This is a genomic window from Enterobacter sp. 50588862 (genome assembly GCF_001462935.1).
GTDB lineage: Bacteria > Pseudomonadota > Gammaproteobacteria > Enterobacterales > Enterobacteriaceae > Enterobacter > Enterobacter bugandensis.
Map to the genome: position 1 here is coordinate 209,629 of NZ_LNHM01000018.1, position 20,011 is coordinate 229,639.

A 20,011-nucleotide genomic window follows, 5' to 3' on the forward strand; every position below is an offset into this window, starting at 1 on the left:
TTACGCTCCCCAGATATCGCGGATTTGCGAATGGAATGCCTGTGCCACCTGTGGCGGATTATCCGCGCCCGCCAGCGCGCGCCCGGCGATAAACGCTTTGACGTTGATTTGCTTAAACAGGGGGAGATCGGCAGGCGTGATGCCGCCGGTAATCGAAAGCTGTAAACCGATATCTGAGAGGGCTTTCATTCTGGCGAGATCCGCCTCGCCCCACTGCTGACCGCTGGCCTGCGCGTCTCTTCCCCGGTGGTATATCGCCTGTTTTACGCCGATACGTTGCCATGCGCGCGCGTCGTCCAGCGTCCAGTTACCAAAGAGCTCTATCTGGATTTCTCCTTCGCAGCGCAGTGCCACCTCGTGGCCTCGCTCAACGGTGGCCAGCGGAGCGGCGCAGATAATGGTCATCCAGTTCGCGCCCGCGCCAAACGCCTGTTCTGCCAGCGTCTCTCCGGCATCGGCCACTTTCCAGTCCGCCACGATAATTTTCTTCGGGCACTGTTTGCGCAGCGCGCGGACGGCGCTTAGTCCTTCGGTCAGACATAAAAGGGTACCGGCTTCGACGATATCGACGTGATCCACAAGCAGGGCAACATCGCGCTGCGCGGCCTGAAGTGAGGTGTGATCGAGCGCCAGCTGCAGTAATGGTCGGCTCATAGGTCGTGCTCCTTAACCTGGGCGTGATAGCCCTGTAATGCTGAAATCAGTAACTGATAGCGGTGATATTTGCGTTGATAGGCCGCATGGGCGTTCATGTCGGGTTCAATCACCCGGATGTCATGTTTAAGGGCGCGTTGCGCCGTGTGGAAATCGGGATAGATGCCTGTACCGACCAGTGCGGCCAGCGCGGCACCGGAACAGCCAGTCTCTTCTACCTGGGGTAATTGAATTGTCAGACCGCTGACGTCCGCAAGCATCTGCATCCACACGTCCGATTGGGCCGGGCCACCCGTGACGCGCAGTGCCTGCACCTCGGTAAAGCGCTCAAGCATGCGGTTAAGATGGGTCATGTGGCTGAATACCACGCCTTCGTAAACCGCCTGCAGCAGGTGCGCGCGGGTGTGTAGCGCCTGCATGCCGTAGAAACCGCTGGTCATCTCCAGGCCCGCGTTGCTGCCGTAGAGGAATGGCAGGAAAATCAGATCGCTTCCGGCTTTTGGCAGACCGGTGACGGCATGGTTGATTTCATCGAATGACATATCGCCCCACTGCGCGGTGAGCCACTCAAGATTACCGGAGGAAGTCGGGCTGGCTTCGTGAACGATGTACTGTTGCGGATGAACGTAGCGGCCATAGACGTAGGGGAACTGCTCGCTGTCGCGGATGCCATGCGCAATCCCGCTGGTGACGGCCCAGGTGCCCATTACGGCATTCAACGTGTGTTCGTCGTGTAGCCCGGCGCAGATCGCGGTGGAAACCACGTCAAACAGTCCACCAACGACGGGCGTACCCGCCGCGAGACCGGTCAGGGCGGCTGCCTGAGCGGTGATTTCCCCGCAAATTTCTGCTGAACCGACAATCGGCGGCAGGGCGCCGTCAATTTCGCTGATACCGAGCCAGCGTGTGAGCTGTGGGTCGTACTGGCCGGTATTCATATTGTAGAGATTGGACTCCGAAATGTTGCTCTCTTCGCAGGCTTTGGTGCCGGTGAGGCACCAGCGAAGATAATCTTGCGCCATCATCACGCAGCCAATTTTCTCGAAGCGCTGGGGCTCATTCTCTTTTACCCAGCGCAGAAGCGAGGCCGGATGCCCGGTCCACAGCGTCTGGCGCGTATGCGGATAGAGTTTTTCTGGAATGCCGTCCTGCTGCCAGCGTTGCACAATCTCCAGCGCCCGGCGGTCAGAAGAGAGCATGGCGTTGCCCAGGGGCCGATCCTGTTTATCGAGTAGAAACAGTCCTTTGCCCTGAGCAGAAATGCCGACGCCTTTGATCTGCTCTCCGTCTACGCCTGAATGTTTGAGCAGCGTGGCGACGGTAGCGTGGCAGTGCTGCCAGAGCTGGTGCATATCCCGCTCCGCATAGCCTGCGCGTGGGCTGAGCGTGGCCACTGAGCGACGTTCGATACACACTTCCTTTCCCTGGCGGTTGTATAACCCGGCTTTCAGATAAGTACCGCCACAATCGATACCCAGCCAGAAGGGCTCTTTTTCACTCATCTTCATCTCACTTATTCGCCGGGTGGCGCTTAGCTTACCCGGCCTACGGTTCGGTTTAGTGGGTTGGGTGAGGGCATCAGGCCGCACGTTTATGCGGATTCACCGTGGGATTGGGTTCTGCTCCGGCATCACATTTCGCTGGTAACAGCAGTGCCAGCAGCGCCGCCAGTGCCAGAGAAATCGCCAGGCAGTAAACTCCCGCATCTTTGCTGTACAGCGTTATCAGTACGCCTACCGCATAAGGGCCGCAGAATCCGCCGAGGTTACCAAGCGCATTGATCACACCGCGCGCACCGCCTGCCATTTCGGCGCTAAACAGACGTGCAGGAATCGTCCAGAACACCCCAGCGGCGGACTGCAGGAAGAATCCGCAGCCGACCAACGCGGCATAGGCCAGCCAGGTGTTTGCCTTCAGCGCCACGGAGAGGAACATGCAAAGTGCGAAGCCAATCAGCGGCAGGGAGACAAACAGCTTGCGCTTGCCGGTGCGGTCAGAAAGCGTAGAGAACAGGAACATCCCCGCAATGGCACCGATATAAGGCAGAATGGCGAGCACCCCGACCTGGCCGATGCTGGTGTGCGTCAGCTCTTTCAGGATGGTGGGCAGCCAAAGGGTATAACCGTAAATCCCGGTCTGGTAGAAGAAGTTCAGGGCGATTAATTGCCACATGGTTTTATCGGAAAGCACGGCACTCAATGAGGCATTTTTCACCTCTTTTCCGGCGATGGCCTGCTGTTCAGCGGCCAGCGTTTGCACCAGATAGTTTTTCTCGGCCTCTGAGATCCAGCGTGCTTCCTGCGGACGGTCGTAAACGGTGAACGCCCACAGCACCAGCACCACTATGGACATCAAACCTTCAATGATAAAAAGCCAGCGCCAGTCGAGCGCGGTGATAATCCAGCCGGAAAGTGGCGCGGTGATGATCCCGGCAATCGGCACGAACATGATCACAATCGCGTTGGCGCGGCCACGTTCGGCATCCGGGAACCAGTTGCTTATCATCGTTAACACAACGGGCAGCATCCCGCCTTCCGCCACGCCGAGTAAGAAGCGCAGCACCAGCAACTGATACTGGTTAGTGACAATACCGGTCAGGACTGAGATGACTGCCCAGGCGACCAGGGACCAACCGATAAACTTCTTGCCGCTACCATGAACAGCAATCTTGCCGCCCGGAACCTGCAGGAACAGATAGCCGATAAAGAAGATCCCGCCTGCCAGGCCTGCCATGGTGGCGGAAATACCCAGTTCTTCATCCATACCTCCGGGCATCGCAAAGGCGATATTTACGCGGTCCATGTAAGAAATAATGCAGGCGATAAGAATAGGTGGAATGATTCTTAGCCAGCGCTGGCGCGGAATATCCGCATGTAGAGCATTCGTTGAAATATTCATAGTTAATGTCTCTGTGAATGTAATCGGAATATGTTTTTATTTTTATTGTGTCGCTTTATTCATAGCGCTAATGCCGTCACGCAAAATGGCGATGCGATGGCTGACATCAGCATTAGCATTTATTTCCAGTAATTTAATACCGGAGAATTTCAATGTTGCGGCGCTCGCCGCAGTAAAGAGTGATGTAGCCTGTTCAGTCGTCATTAAACTGTCGGCACAGAACGAAGAAAACGGCGCGTGCAGATCCTGCCACTCGCCATATTCACCGCGTGTGGTGGTGCCAGAGAACATCAGCGCGCCCAATTTTCCGGCTTTACATGCGGCCTGAACGTGTTCAAGCGGAACGGTGGAATTACGGCCTTCAATGGCCGACCGTGCCCAGTTGATGCAGACGCTGATGTCGGTTCCGTTTACCACCTCCAGCACCTGTTCTAAGGGTAAAAACCCTTTACGCGGTGCAGGTCCGGTCATGGCATCGCAGTGTTCCAGCACCAGATCGCAGGACCAGTTCCAGCTCACAATTTCGCGGATTGAGCGGGAGAATGCCTCGGTGGCCTGTTCGACGGATGCATTCCCGGCCTGCGGCGCCGCCTGCATCTCCAGGGCTATGACTTTTCCCGGAAAACGCACATTTACAGCGTCAATTTTCTGGTGCAGATGCCGGTAAAATTCAACGCATGCTTTACGTTGTTCTTCGTCTGCTGATGCCAGACCAAATGCGCCGTTCGTGCCACGACGGCGCATGGTTTCCATCACCGCCGTGACCACGATTTGCCACTCGTCCGGCGTATGACGGAACAGCCACTCGTCACCGAAAGGATGAAGGTTTTCCAGGCAAGGTTGTTCCAGCCCGCGTATGTACGGTGTGTCGGAAAGTTCCCGCCAGAAGGATTGTTCTTCTTGTTCCCCTTTCTGGTGAAACGAGGGTGCGCAGGGGTACGCACCAATAATAAAACCGGTGTTGGTCATTTCGCGTTCCTGTATTCGTCAGAAAATTACAATAATTCGCTGATTGCCACTTTCACCACAATTTTACGAATTACCGTTTCCTTGTTTTTAATACAGGCAGGACGATGAACATCCTGCGGGAAAAATATGGCATAACTGCCAGGTACCATTTCTATAAACGACTCATTTTCGCTGTCGTGATAAAAAATAATATCTCGCTGTTCCAGTAATGATTCGCTTATTTTGTTATTGCCGGTATCAATAGCGATACCGATTTTCTCTTCACCCCAGGCCAGAAACTGAATATCCAGATAGCGGCGGTGCACTTCAGGACGGTTTTCGTGTTGATCCTTTGTGGTGAGGTCGAGCACCTGGGCAAAAATAGTGCGGCCTTCAATTTCCACCACGCCTGGCTCCAGGGTAGTGAAATCCGTGGTGCGCAGAAAATGAAGCGCTTTTTCAATCGCCAGCGGCAGGCGACACGGATTGGGCTGCGAAATATGTCCGAATATCATCATCCCCTCCTCACAGAGACTGGATTTTCGCCCATACGCTGTCGTCAATGGTTATGCCGTTGCGACGGTTCTCTTCTTGCAGACGCGTGAATTCATGTCCCGGCAAACGAACGGCAACATTCTCATCAGCGCGTTCGGCGGTAATGATGAAGTCCATGATGCGTTGCAGTTTGGCATCGCGGGTTGGCCCGTCGATCAGGCGATCCACTTCAATAGCGATAAAGATCTGCGATACGCCATATTCGTCGCTGTTGTCCTGGGTCACTTCTGCGACGGAAGAGCCGTTAGAGAGCAGGGTAGCGATCATGTCGAGCACGATGGATAAGCCTGAACCTTTCCAGTAGCCCATCGGCAGAATACGGCGGTTTTTCTCAATCACGCCAGGCTCTCGGGTGAGATTGCCCTCGTCGTCAAAGCCGCCATCTACAGGCAACTCGCGCCCGGCCAGGCGGTTCACTTCCAGCATGCCGTAGGAGAACATCGACATCGACATGTCGACCATGGTGATAGGATTCGACGGGATAGCGACAATCAGTGGGTTTGTGCCGATGCAGCATTCTTTTGATCCCCACGCAGGCATTACTGCAATGGAGTTGGTCCAGCAAATTCCAATGTAACCTTTCTCAGCCGCCTGCCAGCCGTAACTGCCGCCGCGCATCCAGTGGTTGGCGTTACGCAGCGCCACCAGGCCGATACCGTGGTCGGATGCCAGTTCGGTGGCGCGATCCATCATCTTTTTCGCCGTCAGGTTGCCGATGGAGCGTCGGGCATCCCACTGTTCAATGGCACCCAATGAGGTCACCCGTTGTGGCTGGGCATCAGGGATGATGTCACCCGCATCCAGTTGCTGAATAAAACGCGGGAAGCGGTTTACGCCATGCGAGTAGACACCGGACTCGGTGGTGCGGGCAAACATCTCCGCGCAGGCATCGGCAGTCTCCACTTTTATGCCGCGATCGAGCAGAACCCGATTGAACGCCGCTTTCAACTCTTCGAAGGTCACTTTCATCCCTGTTCTCCTGTTTTTTAGGGGCAAGTGCGAACGCTTTTTTATCGTTAAATTTCACTATGCGAAATATGATTTCAAATATAGCGATCAATTTTTATCAGATCAACGACATTCACGTTTTTCAAAAAGCATTAAAATCAACTGGTTGTGTTTTTTCTGTTGAGATCGTGAACTAAACCACACTTTGCGCTACCATCAGGAGCGCGATAAAAAGGAGCGATTTGATGAGCATGAAAGAGAGCGAAATAACGCAGGAAAAAGAGAGGCCAGCAGGCAGCCAGAGCCTGTTTCGCGGCCTGATGCTGATTGAGATCCTCAGCAACTACCCGAACGGGTGTCCGCTTGCGCATTTATCGGAACTGGCAGGTTTGAATAAGAGCACCGTCCACCGGTTACTCCAGGGACTGCAGTCGTGCGGGTACGTTACACCGGCGCCAGCGGCGGGCAGCTATCGTCTGACCACTAAATTCATTGCTGTCGGGCAAAAGGCGCTGTCATCGCTCAACATTATTCACGTGGCGGCCCCGCATCTTGAGGCGCTGAACATTGCCACTGGCGAAACGGTGAACTTTTCCAGTCGGGAAGATGACCACGCGATCCTAATTTATAAGCTCGAGCCGACAACCGGCATGCTGCGTACGCGTGCTTACATTGGCCAGCATATGCCGCTCTATTGTTCTGCAATGGGCAAGATCTATATGGCCTTTGGTCATCAGGATTACGTGGCCAGCTACTGGCAAAGCCATCAGGAACAGATTCAACCGCTGACGCGCAATACCATCACTGAACTGAGTGCTATGTACGATGAGCTGGCGGAAATTCGCGATCGCAGCATGGCAATGGATAAAGAAGAGAACGAGCTGGGTGTCTCCTGTATCGCCGTGCCGGTGTTTGATATTCATGGTCGCGTGCCGTATGCGATCTCCATTTCGCTGTCGACGTCCCGCATGAAGCAGGTTGGCGAGAAAAACCTGCTCAAGCCTCTGCGCGAAACGGCAGAGGCGATATCAAAAGAGCTGGGTTTTAACGTGCGTGAGGGGTAGCGTGTTACTGGCTGCCTTCGTGCCACGCTTTTTCAATTTCTTCGGCGAGAATTTTGACGCCCGCTTCGATTTTTGCCGGATCGGGCACGTAGTTCATGCGCATGCACTGGTGCGTGTGCGGCCACGGCTTATCCAGACCCGGGAAGAAGTAATCGCCCGGCACCATCAGCACGCCACGCTTTTTCAGTCGCTGATAGAGCAGTTCTGTAGTGATCGGCAAATCCTTAAACCACAGCCACAGGAAAATCGCTCCTTCTGGTTTGTGGATCAGGCAGCGTTCTTCCGGTAAGTAGCGGCGAAGCGTCGCAATCGTCTCCTGAACGCGCTGGTAATAGAACGGTTTGATGACTTCATTAGACAGACGCAGCAGGTCGTTGCGCTTGATCATTTCGCACATCATCGCCGGGCCGATACCGCCTGGTGAAAGGCTGATAATGCCGTTCATATTGGTAATGGCGGTGATGATTTTCTCGTTGGCGATGATGATGCCGCAGCGGCTGCCCGGCAGACCCAGCTTGGAGAGGCTCATGCACAGGACAATGTTCGGGTTCCACAGCGGACGAGCTTCGCTGAAGATAATGCCCGGGAACGGCACGCCGTAGGCATTGTCGATCACCAGCGGGATGCCGTGCTGGTTCGCCAGGACATCCAGCTTCATCAGTTCGTCGTCGGTAATCACGTTGCCCGTTGGGTTCGTCGGGCGCGATACGCAGATCATCCCCGTCTCTTCACCAATATGCAGGTGTTCAAAATCGACGTGATATTTGAACTGGCCTTCCGGCAGCAGCTCGATGTTCGGGCGCGTGGAGACGAACAGATCCTCTTCCAGGCCGGAATCAGCATAGCCGATATACTCCGGTGCCAGCGGGAACAGCACCTTTTTGGTGGTGCCGTCGGCACGACGCCCTGCGAAGAGGTTAAACAAGTAGAAAAACGCGCTCTGGCTGCCGTTTGTTAGTGCAATATTCTGTGGTTCGATATCCCAGCCCAGCTCTTCACGCAGCATTTTGGCAAGGAGAGTCAGTAGCTCGGTTTTACCCTGCGGACCGTCGTAATTGCAGAGCGCATCGGTCGCTTTGCCGTTTTCCAGCATCTGCGCGAGCAGCGTCTGGAAATAGGTTGTCATCTCCGGAATTTGCGCCGGGTTTCCGCCGCCGAGCATGATGGCACCCGGTGTGCGCAGCCCGTCGTTGAGGTCCTCCATCAGGCGAGTAATGCCTGAATGGCGGGTGAATTTGTCGCCGAAAAGTGAAAACGTCATAGCAGGTGTTCTATCGAGCTTATTTTGAAAGTGGGTAACCATAACGCTAGCACTGTGCTGGTGCAAATCGGGAGATGTGGTCGGATTTGTTGTTTTGTATGGCGGAGTATGGTTTTTGTAGTGAATAGTTCTGGTGGGTTTCACCCCTCACCCCGGCTCACTCCCCATGCGGGGAGAGGGCCAGGGTGAGGGGGGGTATAATTATTGATTACCTGCCCATACCACCATCACCTTATCGTCCTTGTGCTCGCGTACGAAGCCGTACCCCTCTTTCAGCGACAGCGTGGTTTGCTTGCCTTCACCGATCGCCGGATGGCGGGCGCGGAACTGGCCCAGCGTTTGCCAGTGGGCGACGGTTAAGGCCTGCTTGCCCGTCACGTCCTGCCAGTTCATATCCGAGCGGGTACCCTGCAGCGGGTCAGACCCCGTCGGGCCAAACGGACGCTCGGATTCATCACCGTAATAGATTTGTACGCTGCCCGGTGCCAGCAGGAGCAGCTCCGCAGCGCGCTGGCCTCCTTCGCGGAACAGGCGTGTGTCATGGGAGGAGAGATAGCTCAGCACGTTGAAGCTTTGCAGCTTTTCCGCCATCTGCTGCCAGGTGAGATCCATATCGGCCAGGCAATCCACCGCTTTTGCCGCCTGCTCCTGATAATCAAAGTTGATCATCGCGTCGAAACCGTGGCGGTAATAGTCGCTTTGCATCACTCCGTGACCCCAGGACTCGCCGGTCATCCAGAACGGTGCGTTATCGAGCTTTTTGTCCGGGTTGGCCCCTTTCCACGCGGCCAGCGCCTGACTAGCCTGGTCCTTTAACTGCTGCCAGGCCGCAAGCTCGACGTGCTTCGCGGTATCCACCCGGAAACCGTCAATGCCGTAGTCGCGCACCCACTGGCTGAGCCAGTGGGTGAGATAGTCGCGCGGGGTATATCCCGGGATGGCTTTCGCGTGGGTATCGGGCTTGTGCTGATAAAAGTTGGGTAATCCGGAAGGGGCGGTGGATTCCGTTTTCAGATCCGGTAGGAACGCCAGCGACATGGTTAAATCGTCGAAGCCGGGGTTGTCGTAATCACCAATGTCGGTGCGGATCCATTTCTTGCCCCACCATTTTTCCCATGCGGCTTTGTCGCTAAAGTTGATGTAATCGTTGAAGCTATGCCAGCTTTGGCCCGCGCCCGGCTTCCAGTCCGTCCAGCGGTCGCCGAGGGTCTTTTTCAGCTCATCACCCTGCAGATACAGCGCGCCAAACTGGTACTCCTGCATGTCCGCAAGCGTCGCGTAGCCCGCGTGGTTCATGACGATATCGAACAGGATGCGAATGCCGCGCCTGTGCGCTTCATCAACAAGATGGCGCAGATCATCCTCGGTGCCCATGTTGGCATCGAGCTTCGTCCAGTCCTGGGTGTAGTAGCCGTGATAGGCGTAGTGTGGGAAGTCCCCTTTGGTGCCACCGCCTACCCAGCCGTGGATCTGCTCAAGCGGGGAACTTATCCAGAGCGCGTTCACCCCCAGCTGCTGTAAATAGTCGAGCCTGCTGGCGAGCCCTTTGAGATCGCCACCGTGGAAGGTGCCAATTTCCTGCATGCCGTCTTTGTGGCGACCGTAGCTGTTGTCGTTGCCCGGGTCGCCATTCACAAAGCGGTCGGTTAGCACAAAATAGACGGTGGCGTTCTGCCAGCTAAACGGCGCTGGTTTGTCGGTTTCGGCGCGCTCAAGCAGCAGCAGGCCACCACTGCTGGCGGCTGGCTGCAGGGTTATGTTTCCGTTCTGCACCGTCGCGGTCTGTTTGCTGTAGAAATCACGCACCACTGTGCCTTCCGGGAAGGTATGGCTGACGTCCAGCGTCAGCGGTTTACCGTCCCACTTCGGGCACTGGCGGATAACGCTTGCAACCGGCTGTTCTGCGGTGCTCTGAATTGTCAGCAGCAGAGTTGGCGTGCCGGATCGGGTATCAATCCGCATCTGGTATTCACCGTCGCGGAAAAGGCGCCACTGCGGCGGAGACCCGTCGCAGGGCTTGAGCGACAGCATCTCATTGAGTTTTATCGCCTCCGAAGGCTGCCAGCACGTCTTGTCAAAACCCAGCGTCAGAGGACGCGTACCCTTCGTAAGCTTTGCCTGGCTGGTGAAAACACCGGTGCCTTCGGCGCGAAATGTGTTAAACCCCGGCGATGACCAGTCGGCATGTGCCAGAGCGGGTAACATCAGAAAAGCTAATGCGGTGCGTTTCATTCCATTTTCCTGTCGCGGCATTTTTGACCAGTGTGCCATCAGGTTGTGGTTAAAAACTCATCCCCCATCGCTTTCTGTCGGGAGGATCTGTGAGGATGAGTGATCCCGCGCGAAATGAGACAGTTATCTGCGATATCGCACACATTTTTTCAGGAATGATGTTTTTATGAGCAAGTTTCAGGTGACATAGTTTCGGATTTGGACTATTTCTATACGTGCTCTTGAAGTCTATTTTTGATATGATTTGAGATTCCGCTCTCAAATTTGTGAAAAAAATAAGGTGTTGGGATGATTACATCCGACCAGGAGACCTAATGATATCGACTCCCATTCGACGATATGGGGCCGCGATACTCATGTTACTCACCACGACATTTTCGGGTGGGGTGCTTGCGAAGACGCACACGGATACAACGAGTAAGAAAGCCCACGTAATAAAGACGACAAGTAGTAAGGTTAGCAGTAAACAAGAGTATTCTCGCAATAGTGCAAAGAGTAGTTCACTTCCTGATTTGCGAAAATACCCTTCCGGAACACCAAGAAAAAAAGCGTTTCTCCGGACGGTAATGCCTTACATAACAAGTCAAAATGCCGCGATTACGGCGGATCGTAACTGGTTAATTTCAAAACAGTACGATAGCCGATGGTCGCCGTCTGAACGCGCGCGTCTGAAAGACATCACGAAGCGCTACAAACTGAGCTGGAACGGTAACACGCGTCGCGTACCGTGGAATGCTCTCCTTGAGCGTGTGGACATTATCCCAGGCAGCATGGTAGCGACCATGGCAGCAGCCGAAAGCGGCTGGGGAACGTCTAAGCTGGCGCGTAATAACAACAACCTGTTCGGCATGAAATGTGCGAAAGGGCGTTGTAATAATGCGCCCGGCAAAGTGAAGGGCTATTCTCAGTTTGAATCAGTAAAAGATTCCGTGAATGCTTACGCGGTGAATCTTAATACGCACCCGGCCTACTCATCGTTCCGTAAATCACGCGCTCAGTTGCGTAAAGCGGATCAGGAAGTAACGGCCAGCGCAATGATTCACAAGCTAAAAGGGTATTCGACGAAGGGAAATAGCTATAACAACTATCTGTTCGCTATGTACCAGGATAACCAGCGCTTAATTGCCGCCCATATGTAATCTCAAAAAACGCCTTCCACTGGAAGGCGTTTCCTTTTCTATATCAGCACCTCGCTGTGGCGATCCCGGTACTCTTTCGGCGTGGTGTCATACTCTTTGCGAAACACCGAATAGAAATACTGCAGCGACGGATAGCCGCACATCTGCGAGATTTCGTTGATCGACAGTGACGTAGAGACAAGCAGGCTGCGGGCCTTCTCCAGCTTCTCCGCATGAATGACGGCATGAATGGTTTCGCCCACCTCTTCTTTGAATCGCTTCTCCAGATTCGAGCGGGAAATGCCCACCGAGTCCAGGACCTGATCGACCTTAATCCCTTTGCAGGCGTGGTTGCGGATATAGTGCATGGCCTGAATGACGGCCGGGTCGCTTAGGGAGCGATAATCGGTTGAGCGACGCTCAACGACGCGGACGGGGGGAACCAGCAGGCGCTGAAGCGGCAGAGCCTCTTTATCCAGCAGACGGTGCAACAGCTTTGCCGCCTGATAGCCCATCTGACGTGTGCCCTGAGCTACGGAGGAGAGCGCCACGCGGGACAGGTAGCGGGTCAGTTCTTCGTTATCAATGCCAATCACGCACAGTTTTTCGGGCACCGGGATATGCAAATGTTCGCAGACCTGCAGCACGTGTCGGGCCCGGGCGTCCGTCACGGCAATAATGCCGGTTTGCGGTGGCAGCGTTTGCAGCCAGTCCGCCAGGCGGTTTTGCGCGTGCTGCCAGTTTTCCGGTGCGGTTTCCAGCCCCTGATAGACCACGCCACGGTACTTCTCCTGCGCGACCAGCTGGCAAAACGCATGTTCACGCTCCACGGCCCAGCGCTTGCCGCTGGTGGCGGGTAAACCATAAAACGCGAAGCGATGGACGCCTTTCTCCTTTAAATGGAGAAAGGCGGCCTCGACCAGGGCATGGTTATCGGTGGCGATGTAGTGGACCGGCGGGTAGTGTTCGGGTGAATGATACGAGCCGCCGACGCCCACAATCGGCACGTCGACGTCGGTTAGCAACTGCTCGATGATGGGATCGTCATAGTCGGCGATGACGCCATCACCCAGCCAGTCTTTGATGTTCTCCAGACGGGTGCGGAAATCTTCTTCAATAAAAATATCCCATTCGGATTGCGACGCCTGCAAATATTCACCCACCCCTTCTACCACCTGACGGTCGTAGGCTTTGTTGGCATTGAATAACAACGTAATGCGGTGACGCTTTTCAAACATGGCTCGCTTCCCAGTTAAGTCACAATGCGGTTATCAGGCTCGTCGCTTGGTGGCAGAGTCCATCCAGACTGCCAGTAAAAGAATGGCCCCCTTGACGATATACTGCCAAAACGTCGGGACGTCCATCATACTCATCCCGTTATCCAACGACGCCATGATAAATGCCCCCATGACCGCGCCCGCCACGCTACCGATACCGCCTGCGAGGCTGGTGCCACCGATGACGCAGGCAGCGATAGCATCCAGCTCGGCGATGTTACCGGCGGAAGGAGAGCCTGCCCCCAGACGCGAGCTGAGGATCAACCCGGCGATAGCGACCATCAGGCCGTTAATGGCGAAAACCGCCAGCTTGGTACGTTCGACGTTAATACCCGACAGGCGAGCAGCTTCAAGGTTGCCGCCGATGGCATAAATACGACGGCCAAACGCGGTGCGCGTCGCCATAAACATGCCGCCGAGCAGTAACAGCGCCAGCAGCAGTACCGGCGTCGGAACGCCGCGATAGTCGTTAAGAAGCCAGATGGCGCCCAGCACAATGACCGCCGTCAGCGCCTGACGTCCTACCACGGACGTTGACGCTGGCGACGCAAGACCCAGCTCCTGACGGCGCATACGTCCACGCCACTGCCACGCGACAAACGCCAGCAGTCCCACCACGCCGATCGTAAAGCCTATGCTGTCCGAGAGGTAACTCTGGCCAATTTGCGACATCGCCGCGCTGGTCGGGGAGACGGTCGTGCCGTTGGTGATACCGATCAGGATCCCGCGGAAGGCCAGCATTCCCGCCAGGGTGACGATAAACGATGGCACCTTCCGATAGGCAACCCACCAGCCGTTCCAGGCCCCTAAAACCAGCCCCAGTACCAGCGTCACCGCCACGGTCAGCGGCAGCGGCCAGCCGAGCCAGACGTCAAAAATGGCCGCCACGCCGCCGAGAAGACCCATCATCGACCCGACCGACAGGTCGATTTCCGCAGAGATGATCACGAACACCATGCCCACGGCCAGGATGCCGGTGATGGCGGTCTGGCGGAGCAGGTTTGAGACGTTACGCGCGCTTAAGTACGAGCCATCCGTCATCCACGTGAAGAACAGCATGATGACGATAATCGCCGCGATCATCACGAAAACCTGCAGGTTCAGCGCTTTTAGGCCCGCGAACGCGCCGGGCGTCGGAACAGCGACTTTGATATCAGACGGATTGCTTTTCGACATGACGTTCGCTCCTTAAAGCGGCTTCCATCACCTGCTCCTGCGTCAGGTTCTGGTTAATCAGGTTGGCTTTCAGTTTCCCCTCGTGCATGACCAGCACGCGGTCGCTCAGGCCGAGCACTTCGGGTAACTCAGACGAGATGACAATGACGGCAATCCCTTGCTGTACAAGCTGATTAATCAGTTTGTAGATTTCGTATTTGGCACCGATATCGATCCCGCGCGTCGGCTCATCAAGGATTAATATGCGTGGATTGAGGAGCAGACAGCGCGCCAGAATCGCCTTCTGCTGGTTACCACCGCTCAGTCGGCCAATCGCCAGTTCCGGTGAGGAGGTTTTGACCTTCAGCCGGGCAAGTGACTGAAGGATGCACTGCTGCTCGGCGGCATCATCCAGGCTGCTCAGCGCGCCGGAGAACCGATCGAGTGCCGCAAGGGTGATGTTTTTACCCACCGCCATGACCGGTACGATGCCGTCTTTTTTGCGGTCTTCCGGCACCATGGCAATGCCGTGGGCAATCGCCTGCTGGCAGTTGTCGATTCTCACGGGCTGGCCGTCTATATATATCGTGCCCTCCCAGCGCCCTGGCCACACGCCAAACAGGCACTGCACGGCTTCGGTGCGCCCGGCACCGACGAGCCCAGCAATCCCAAGAATTTCGCCGCTGTGAAGGGAAAACGAAACGTTATTGACCCGCTTAATGTGGCGATTAACGGGGTGCCACGCGGTCAGGTTTTCCACGCGCAGCACTTCACCGCCCGTAGTGTGGGGCTCATTCGGGTAGAGCGCGGTCAGCTCGCGGCCCACCATCATGGTGATGATGTCATCTTCACTCATGCCCGCAGCTTCACGCGTGCCGATGTGTTGCCCGTCGCGGATCACGCAGATGGTGTCCGAAATGGCTTTTACCTCGTTCAGCTTGTGCGAAATGTAGATGCAGGCGATACCGTGGTTTTGCAGATCGCGGATGATATTGAGCAGAACCGCAGTTTCCTGTTCGGTGAGTGACGCCGTTGGCTCATCGAGGATCAGCAGCCTGACCTGTTTATTCAGCGCCTTCGCAATTTCGACCAGTTGCTGTTGCCCCAGGCCCAGATCGCCCACGCGGGTATCCGGTGAAATGTTGAGGCTCACCTGCGCCAGCAGCTTTTCACAGCGGAGCGTCATGGTGTCGTAATCCAGCACGCCGTGGCGGGAAATCTCGGCTCCGAGGAAGATGTTCTCCAGCACGGTGAGATGTTTCACCAGCGCCAGCTCCTGGTGGATGATGGCGATGCCTTTACGTTCGGTGTCGCGAATGTGCGTCGCCTGGATGACTTCACCAGCAAAGACAATTTCGCCTTCGTAACTGCCGTGCGGGTAGATCCCACACAGGACTTTCATCAGCGTTGATTTGCCCGAACCATTCTCGCCACACAGCGAAACCACTTCGCCGGGGTTCAACCGGAGACTGACGTTGTCGACGGCTTTCACCGCGCCGAAGCGCTTGGTGATGCTTTTCATTTCAAGTAAATAAGGCATAACTGCTCCACATAACCCGAGGGAAGAACAGTACAACGTGATGCGCCCCCGCAGAGCAGGGGCAGCGCCGGATTACAGTTCGCTCTTCTTGTGGAAACCGTCTTTAATAACGGTGGCGTCAATGTTCTCTTTATTGACTTCAATTGGCGTGAGCAGGCGAGCCGGAACGTCTTTCAGGCCGTTATTCAGCGTTGCATCTGCTTTAGGTTGCTTACCGTTGCCCAGCTCAACGGCAATTTCCGCCGCCGTATTGGCAAGCTCAGTAATCGGTTTGTAGACTGTCATGGTCTGAGTACCTGCGATAATGCGTTTTACGCCCGCCAGGTCGGCATCCTGACCAGAAATCGCGACTTTACCGGCCAGTCCCTGGGCACTCAGAGCCTGAATAGCCCCGCCTGCTGTGGCATCGTTGGAGGCCACGACAGCATCAATTTTGTTGTTATTGGCCGTCAGCGCATTTTCCATAATCTTCAGGGCATTTTCTGGTAACCATCCGTCGGCCCACTGATCGCCGACCACCTTAATTTTGCCGCTGTCGATGTACGGCTTAAGGACCTTCATTTGCCCTTCGCGGAACAGTTTGGCGTTGTTATCCACCGGCGAACCGCCCATCAGGAAATAATTGCCTTGAGGCACTTTGTCGATCAGGCTTTGCGCCTGTAATTCGCCCACTTTTTCATTGTCGAAGGAAATATAATAATCAATATCGGCGTTATTAATCATGCGGTCATAAGCGAGAACTTTTATGCCTTCCTGCTTCGCTTCTTTCACCACGTTACTTAATACCTGGCCGTTATAAGGGATAATGACCAGAACATCGACTCCCCGGTTGATCATATTCTCGATCTGCGACATTTGCGTTTCTTCATTGCCGTTAGCCGACTGAACAAACACATTCGCACCGAGTGATTCCGCTTTTTTCACAAAAATATCGCGATCTTTTTGCCAGCGCTCCAGACGCAGGTCATCAATCGCCATGCCAATTTTGACCTCCTTGGCATGCCCTGCAAAGCTTACAAGGAGGAGCGTAGTGCAGAGCGTTAGGGTCAGGTTCTTTATCTTCATAATTATTAGGCCTTTTTGTAGGGGTATGTGTTGCTGAGATAAAAGAAACATTCACTGCTGGGTCGCAGCAAATTTTTAACGCGGAAAGGCGGGCTGGCAATTACAGATTTTTATCTTCTCATTACGATATTTGGTTTATTTCTGAATTTATGACCGCGATCGGATTTTAAAATTCGTAACGCCTTAATTACATTTGATTCTGGAATGCGCGCCGAAAAATAGTTTGTCTGCGCATTATTTTGCGAGCCAGCGCACAGTTGTGCATTCTCTCAATAGCAGTGTGAAATAACGTAATTGAGCAACCCAAAATGTCTATTCACTATTACTCCTGAATCAACGACTCGCCGCATACCCTGATTATGGAGCTCAATATGCAAGCTTATTTCGACCAACTCGATCGCGTTCGTTACGAAGGCCCAAAAACGACCAATCCTTTAGCATTTCGTCACTACAATCCGGATGAGCTGGTGCTGGGTAAGCGCATGGAAGATCATCTGCGCTTTGCCGCCTGTTACTGGCATACCTTCTGCTGGAACGGCGCCGATATGTTCGGCGTGGGTTCCTTTGACCGTCCGTGGCAACAGCCGGGTGAGGCCATCGAGCTGGCGAAACGCAAAGCCGACGTGGCGTTTGAGTTCTTCCACAAGCTGAACGTACCGTACTACTGCTTCCATGATGTTGACGTATCGCCGGAAGGGGCGTCGCTGAAAGAGTACCTGAACAATTTTGCGCAGATGGTGGACGTGCTGGCAGAAAAACAGCAGCAAAGCGGCGTGAAGCTGCTCTGGGGTACGGCAAACTGCTTCACCAACCCACGCTACGGTGCGGGTGCGGCCACCAACCCGGATCCGGAAGTGTTTAGCTGGGCGGCTACGCAGGTGGTGACGGCAATGAACGCTACGCATCAGCTGGGCGGCGAAAACTATGTGCTGTGGGGCGGCCGTGAAGGCTATGAAACCCTGCTCAATACCGACCTGCGCCAGGAGCGCGAGCAGATTGGCCGCTTTATGCAGATGGTTGTCGACCATAAGCACAAAATCGGCTTCCGCGGCACGCTGCTGATCGAGCCTAAACCGCAGGAACCAACCAAGCATCAGTACGACTACGATGTCGCCACCGTGTATGGCTTCCTGAAGCAGTTTGGTCTGGAAAAAGAGATCAAAGTGAATATTGAGGCTAACCACGCTACCCTGGCGGGCCACTCATTCCACCACGAAATTGCCTCTGCGATTGCGCTGGGCATCTTCGGATCGGTAGATGCGAACCGCGGCGATCCGCAGCTGGGCTGGGATACCGACCAGTTCCCGAACAGCGTGGAAGAGAATGCGCTGGTGATGTACGAGATCGTCAAAGCGGGCGGTTTCACCACCGGCGGCCTCAACTTTGACGCCAAGGTGCGTCGCCAGAGCACCGACAAATACGATCTGTTCTACGGCCACATTGGCGCGATGGACACCATGGCGCTGGCGCTGAAAGTGGCGGCGCGTATGATTGAAGACGGCGAGCTGGATAAGCGCGTGGCGAAGCGCTACAGCGGCTGGAACAGTGAGCTGGGCCAGCAAATTTTGAAGGGTCAGTTATCGCTTGCGGACATCGCGAAGTACGCTGAACAACAGCAGCTGGCGCCGCAGCACCAGAGCGGGCATCAGGAATTGCTGGAAAACCTGGTTAATCACTACCTGTTCGATAAATAACAGCATCCAGGCCCGGTAAGCGGAAGCGCCACCGGGCATTTCTGTCAAAGGAGTCACCACAATGTATATCGGGATCGATCTTGGCACATCGGGTGTGAAAGCCATCCTGTTAAGCGAGCAGGGCGACGTGTTAGCAACGCAGACTGAAAAGCTGCAGGTTTCACGCCCGCATCCGCTGTGGTCGGAGCAGGACCCGGAGCAGTGGTGGCAGGCGACGGATCGCGCGATGAAAGCCTTAGGCGAGCAGCACAGCCTGCGCGACGTGAAAGCGCTGGGCATTGCCGGACAAATGCATGGTGCAACGTTGCTGGATAGCCAGCATCGCGTTCTGCGCCCGGCTATTCTCTGGAACGATGGCCGCTGTGCGGAAGAGTGCGCAATCCTTGAAGCGCGTGTGCCCACGTCCCGCGAGATTACGGGCAACCTGATGATGCCGGGCTTCACCGCACCAAAACTTTTGTGGGTACAGCGCCACGAGCCGGAGATTTTCCGTCAGGTGGCGAAAGTCCTGTTGCCAAAAGACTATCTGCGCTTTCGTATGACGGGCGATTTCGCCAGCGACATGTCCGATTCCGCGGGCACGATGTGGCTCGATGTGGCGAAACGCGACTGGAGCGAGGCGATGCTGGATGCCTGCCATCTGACCCGGGAACATATGCCCGCGCTGTTCGAAGGCTGTGAGGTGACGGGTACGCTGCTGCCAGACGTTGCGGAACGCTGGAATATGCCTGCCGTACCGGTGGTGGCCGGGGGCGGTGATAACGCGGCGGGTGCCGTGGGTGTCGGGATGGTTGAGGCGGGGCAGGCGATGCTGTCGCTGGGAACCTCTGGGGTCTATTTTGCCGTCAGCGACGGCTATCGCAGCAATCCCGAAAGCGCTGTGCACAGTTTCTGTCATGCGCTTCCGGGAAAATGGCATTTGATGTCGGTGATGCTGAGCGCGGCATCCTGCCTGGACTGGGCGGCGAAGCTTACCGGCATGGCGGACGTTCCGGCACTCATTGCGGCGGCGCAGCAGGCGGATGACGCGGCGAGTACCGTCTGGTTTTTACCCTATCTTTCTGGCGAGCGTACGCCGCACAACAACCCGGAAGCGAAAGGGGTATTCTTTGGCCTAACCCACCAGCACGGCCCGGCAGAGCTGGCGCGTGCGGTTCTGGAAGGTGTGGGGTATGCGCTGGCCGACGGAATGGATGTGGTGCACGACTGCGGCCTGAAACCGGCGAGCGTCACCCTGATTGGCGGCGGCGCGCGAAGCCCTTACTGGCGACAGATGTTGGCGGATATCAGCGGGTTGCAGCTGGATTTCCGCACGGGAGGGGATGTTGGCCCCGCGCTCGGCGCCGCGCGTCTGGCGCAGATCGCTATGAACCCGGACAAGCCGCTTTCGCAGCTGCTGCCGCAGCTTACGCTTGAACAGGCGCATGTGCCTGACGCGGCAGGACATGCCCGTTATGCAGAAAGGCGCGAGGTGTTCCGCAAAATCTATCAGCAGCTGCTGCCGCTGATGTCATAAACTCGCTTGTCCGACAGAGGCACGAGGATGTCCTTTTTTGGTCTGTGCGTGCCTCTCTTTCCTTGCCAGTATGGTGACACACCCAC

16 protein-coding genes are annotated in these 20,011 nt (G+C 55.5%); 4 read left to right on the top strand and 12 right to left on the bottom strand.

Annotated features, from left to right (window positions below; translation table 11 throughout):
• The 6 genes from ulaD to yiaK all read right to left on the bottom strand — a co-directional run bounded on the left by ulaD (position 1) and on the right by yiaK (position 6,024).
• Entirely contained in the window at positions 1 to 654 is a 654-nt protein-coding gene (ulaD, locus tag APT89_RS07705; protein WP_060572012.1) for a 3-keto-L-gulonate-6-phosphate decarboxylase UlaD, read from the bottom strand.
• Positions 651 to 2,156 carry an FGGY-family carbohydrate kinase gene (locus APT89_RS07710; RefSeq protein WP_060572022.1) on the bottom strand — a complete coding sequence of 502 codons (1,506 nt, stop codon included), beginning with the start codon at positions 2,154 to 2,156 and terminating at the stop codon, positions 651 to 653. The genes ulaD and APT89_RS07710 overlap by 4 nt, the downstream gene beginning before the upstream one ends.
• 76 nt (positions 2,157 to 2,232) lie before the next feature.
• Positions 2,233 to 3,552 (bottom strand): MFS transporter, encoded by a 1,320-nt coding sequence (locus APT89_RS07715; RefSeq protein WP_041911629.1) that lies wholly within the window; start codon positions 3,550 to 3,552, stop codon positions 2,233 to 2,235.
• Positions 3,553 to 3,594: 42 nt separating this feature from the next.
• Positions 3,595 to 4,521 (bottom strand): DUF4862 family protein, encoded by a 927-nt coding sequence (locus APT89_RS07720; protein WP_045260032.1) that lies wholly within the window; start codon positions 4,519 to 4,521, stop codon positions 3,595 to 3,597.
• Positions 4,522 to 4,547: 26 nt separating this feature from the next.
• Positions 4,548 to 5,015, bottom strand: a complete 468-nt coding sequence (locus APT89_RS07725; protein ID WP_041911627.1) for a YhcH/YjgK/YiaL family protein — start codon at positions 5,013 to 5,015, stop codon at positions 4,548 to 4,550.
• A gap of 10 nt (positions 5,016 to 5,025) precedes the next feature.
• Positions 5,026 to 6,024, bottom strand: a complete 999-nt coding sequence (gene yiaK / locus APT89_RS07730) for a 3-dehydro-L-gulonate 2-dehydrogenase (protein ID WP_060572013.1) — start codon at positions 6,022 to 6,024, stop codon at positions 5,026 to 5,028.
• Between the two features lie 224 nt (positions 6,025 to 6,248).
• Here yiaK and yiaJ point away from each other — a divergent pair, with 224 nt between their 5' ends.
• A complete protein-coding gene (yiaJ, locus tag APT89_RS07735) occupies positions 6,249 to 7,067 on the top strand; it encodes an IclR family transcriptional regulator YiaJ (protein ID WP_041911625.1) in 819 nt (272 codons plus the stop codon).
• A gap of 4 nt (positions 7,068 to 7,071) precedes the next feature.
• On the opposite strand, the gene avtA is transcribed toward yiaJ, so the two are convergent.
• Positions 7,072 to 8,328, bottom strand: a complete 1,257-nt coding sequence (avtA, locus tag APT89_RS07740; protein ID WP_047363353.1) for a valine--pyruvate transaminase — start codon at positions 8,326 to 8,328, stop codon at positions 7,072 to 7,074.
• Between the two features lie 201 nt (positions 8,329 to 8,529).
• Positions 8,530 to 10,560: an alpha-amylase gene (locus APT89_RS07745; RefSeq protein ID WP_060572014.1), complete on the bottom strand. Its 2,031-nt coding sequence runs from the start codon at positions 10,558 to 10,560 to the stop codon at positions 8,530 to 8,532.
• Positions 10,561 to 10,874: 314 nt separating this feature from the next.
• Here APT89_RS07745 and APT89_RS07750 point away from each other — a divergent pair, with 314 nt between their 5' ends.
• Entirely contained in the window at positions 10,875 to 11,699 is an 825-nt protein-coding gene (locus tag APT89_RS07750) for a protein bax (protein WP_045630274.1), read from the top strand.
• A 38-nt stretch (positions 11,700 to 11,737) separates the two neighbouring features.
• On the opposite strand, the gene xylR is transcribed toward APT89_RS07750, so the two are convergent.
• The 4 genes from xylR to xylF form a co-directional block, all read right to left on the bottom strand.
• Positions 11,738 to 12,916, bottom strand: a complete 1,179-nt coding sequence (gene xylR / locus APT89_RS07755) for a D-xylose utilization transcriptional activator XylR (protein WP_041911622.1) — start codon at positions 12,914 to 12,916, stop codon at positions 11,738 to 11,740.
• A gap of 33 nt (positions 12,917 to 12,949) precedes the next feature.
• A complete protein-coding gene (gene xylH / locus APT89_RS07760; protein ID WP_060572015.1) occupies positions 12,950 to 14,131 on the bottom strand; it encodes a xylose ABC transporter permease XylH in 1,182 nt (393 codons plus the stop codon).
• On the bottom strand, positions 14,109 to 15,650 hold the full coding sequence (locus tag APT89_RS07765) for a xylose ABC transporter ATP-binding protein (RefSeq protein WP_060572016.1): 1,542 nt from the start codon (positions 15,648 to 15,650) through the stop codon (positions 14,109 to 14,111). Before APT89_RS07765 ends, xylH begins: the two co-directional genes overlap by 23 nt.
• A gap of 72 nt (positions 15,651 to 15,722) precedes the next feature.
• Positions 15,723 to 16,715: a D-xylose ABC transporter substrate-binding protein gene (gene xylF, locus APT89_RS07770; RefSeq protein WP_041911619.1), complete on the bottom strand. Its 993-nt coding sequence runs from the start codon at positions 16,713 to 16,715 to the stop codon at positions 15,723 to 15,725.
• Between the two features lie 371 nt (positions 16,716 to 17,086).
• Here xylF and xylA point away from each other — a divergent pair, with 371 nt between their 5' ends.
• Positions 17,087 to 18,409, top strand: coding sequence for a xylose isomerase (gene xylA, locus APT89_RS07775; protein WP_088204493.1), 1,323 nt, complete (start codon positions 17,087 to 17,089; stop codon positions 18,407 to 18,409).
• Between the two features lie 61 nt (positions 18,410 to 18,470).
• Positions 18,471 to 19,925, top strand: coding sequence for a xylulokinase (gene xylB, locus APT89_RS07780; protein WP_048958456.1), 1,455 nt, complete (start codon positions 18,471 to 18,473; stop codon positions 19,923 to 19,925).
• Positions 19,926 to 20,011 lie beyond the last annotated feature (86 nt).

Coding starts and splice junctions, on each gene's coding strand:
- ulaD (WP_060572012.1), bottom strand. CDS start 654: ATGAGCCGACCATTACTGCAGCTGGCGCTCGATCACACCTCACTTCAG.
- APT89_RS07710 (WP_060572022.1), bottom strand. CDS start 2,156: ATGAGTGAAAAAGAGCCCTTCTGGCTGGGTATCGATTGTGGCGGTACT.
- APT89_RS07715 (WP_041911629.1), bottom strand. CDS start 3,552: ATGAATATTTCAACGAATGCTCTACATGCGGATATTCCGCGCCAGCGC.
- APT89_RS07720 (WP_045260032.1), bottom strand. CDS start 4,521: ATGACCAACACCGGTTTTATTATTGGTGCGTACCCCTGCGCACCCTCG.
- APT89_RS07725 (WP_041911627.1), bottom strand. CDS start 5,015: ATGATATTCGGACATATTTCGCAGCCCAATCCGTGTCGCCTGCCGCTG.
- yiaK (WP_060572013.1), bottom strand. CDS start 6,024: ATGAAAGTGACCTTCGAAGAGTTGAAAGCGGCGTTCAATCGGGTTCTG.
- yiaJ (WP_041911625.1), top strand. CDS start 6,249: ATGAGCATGAAAGAGAGCGAAATAACGCAGGAAAAAGAGAGGCCAGCA.
- avtA (WP_047363353.1), bottom strand. CDS start 8,328: ATGACGTTTTCACTTTTCGGCGACAAATTCACCCGCCATTCAGGCATT.
- APT89_RS07745 (WP_060572014.1), bottom strand. CDS start 10,560: ATGAAACGCACCGCATTAGCTTTTCTGATGTTACCCGCTCTGGCACAT.
- APT89_RS07750 (WP_045630274.1), top strand. CDS start 10,875: ATGATATCGACTCCCATTCGACGATATGGGGCCGCGATACTCATGTTA.
- xylR (WP_041911622.1), bottom strand. CDS start 12,916: ATGTTTGAAAAGCGTCACCGCATTACGTTGTTATTCAATGCCAACAAA.
- xylH (WP_060572015.1), bottom strand. CDS start 14,131: ATGTCGAAAAGCAATCCGTCTGATATCAAAGTCGCTGTTCCGACGCCC.
- APT89_RS07765 (WP_060572016.1), bottom strand. CDS start 15,650: ATGCCTTATTTACTTGAAATGAAAAGCATCACCAAGCGCTTCGGCGCG.
- xylF (WP_041911619.1), bottom strand. CDS start 16,715: ATGAAGATAAAGAACCTGACCCTAACGCTCTGCACTACGCTCCTCCTT.
- xylA (WP_088204493.1), top strand. CDS start 17,087: ATGCAAGCTTATTTCGACCAACTCGATCGCGTTCGTTACGAAGGCCCA.
- xylB (WP_048958456.1), top strand. CDS start 18,471: ATGTATATCGGGATCGATCTTGGCACATCGGGTGTGAAAGCCATCCTG.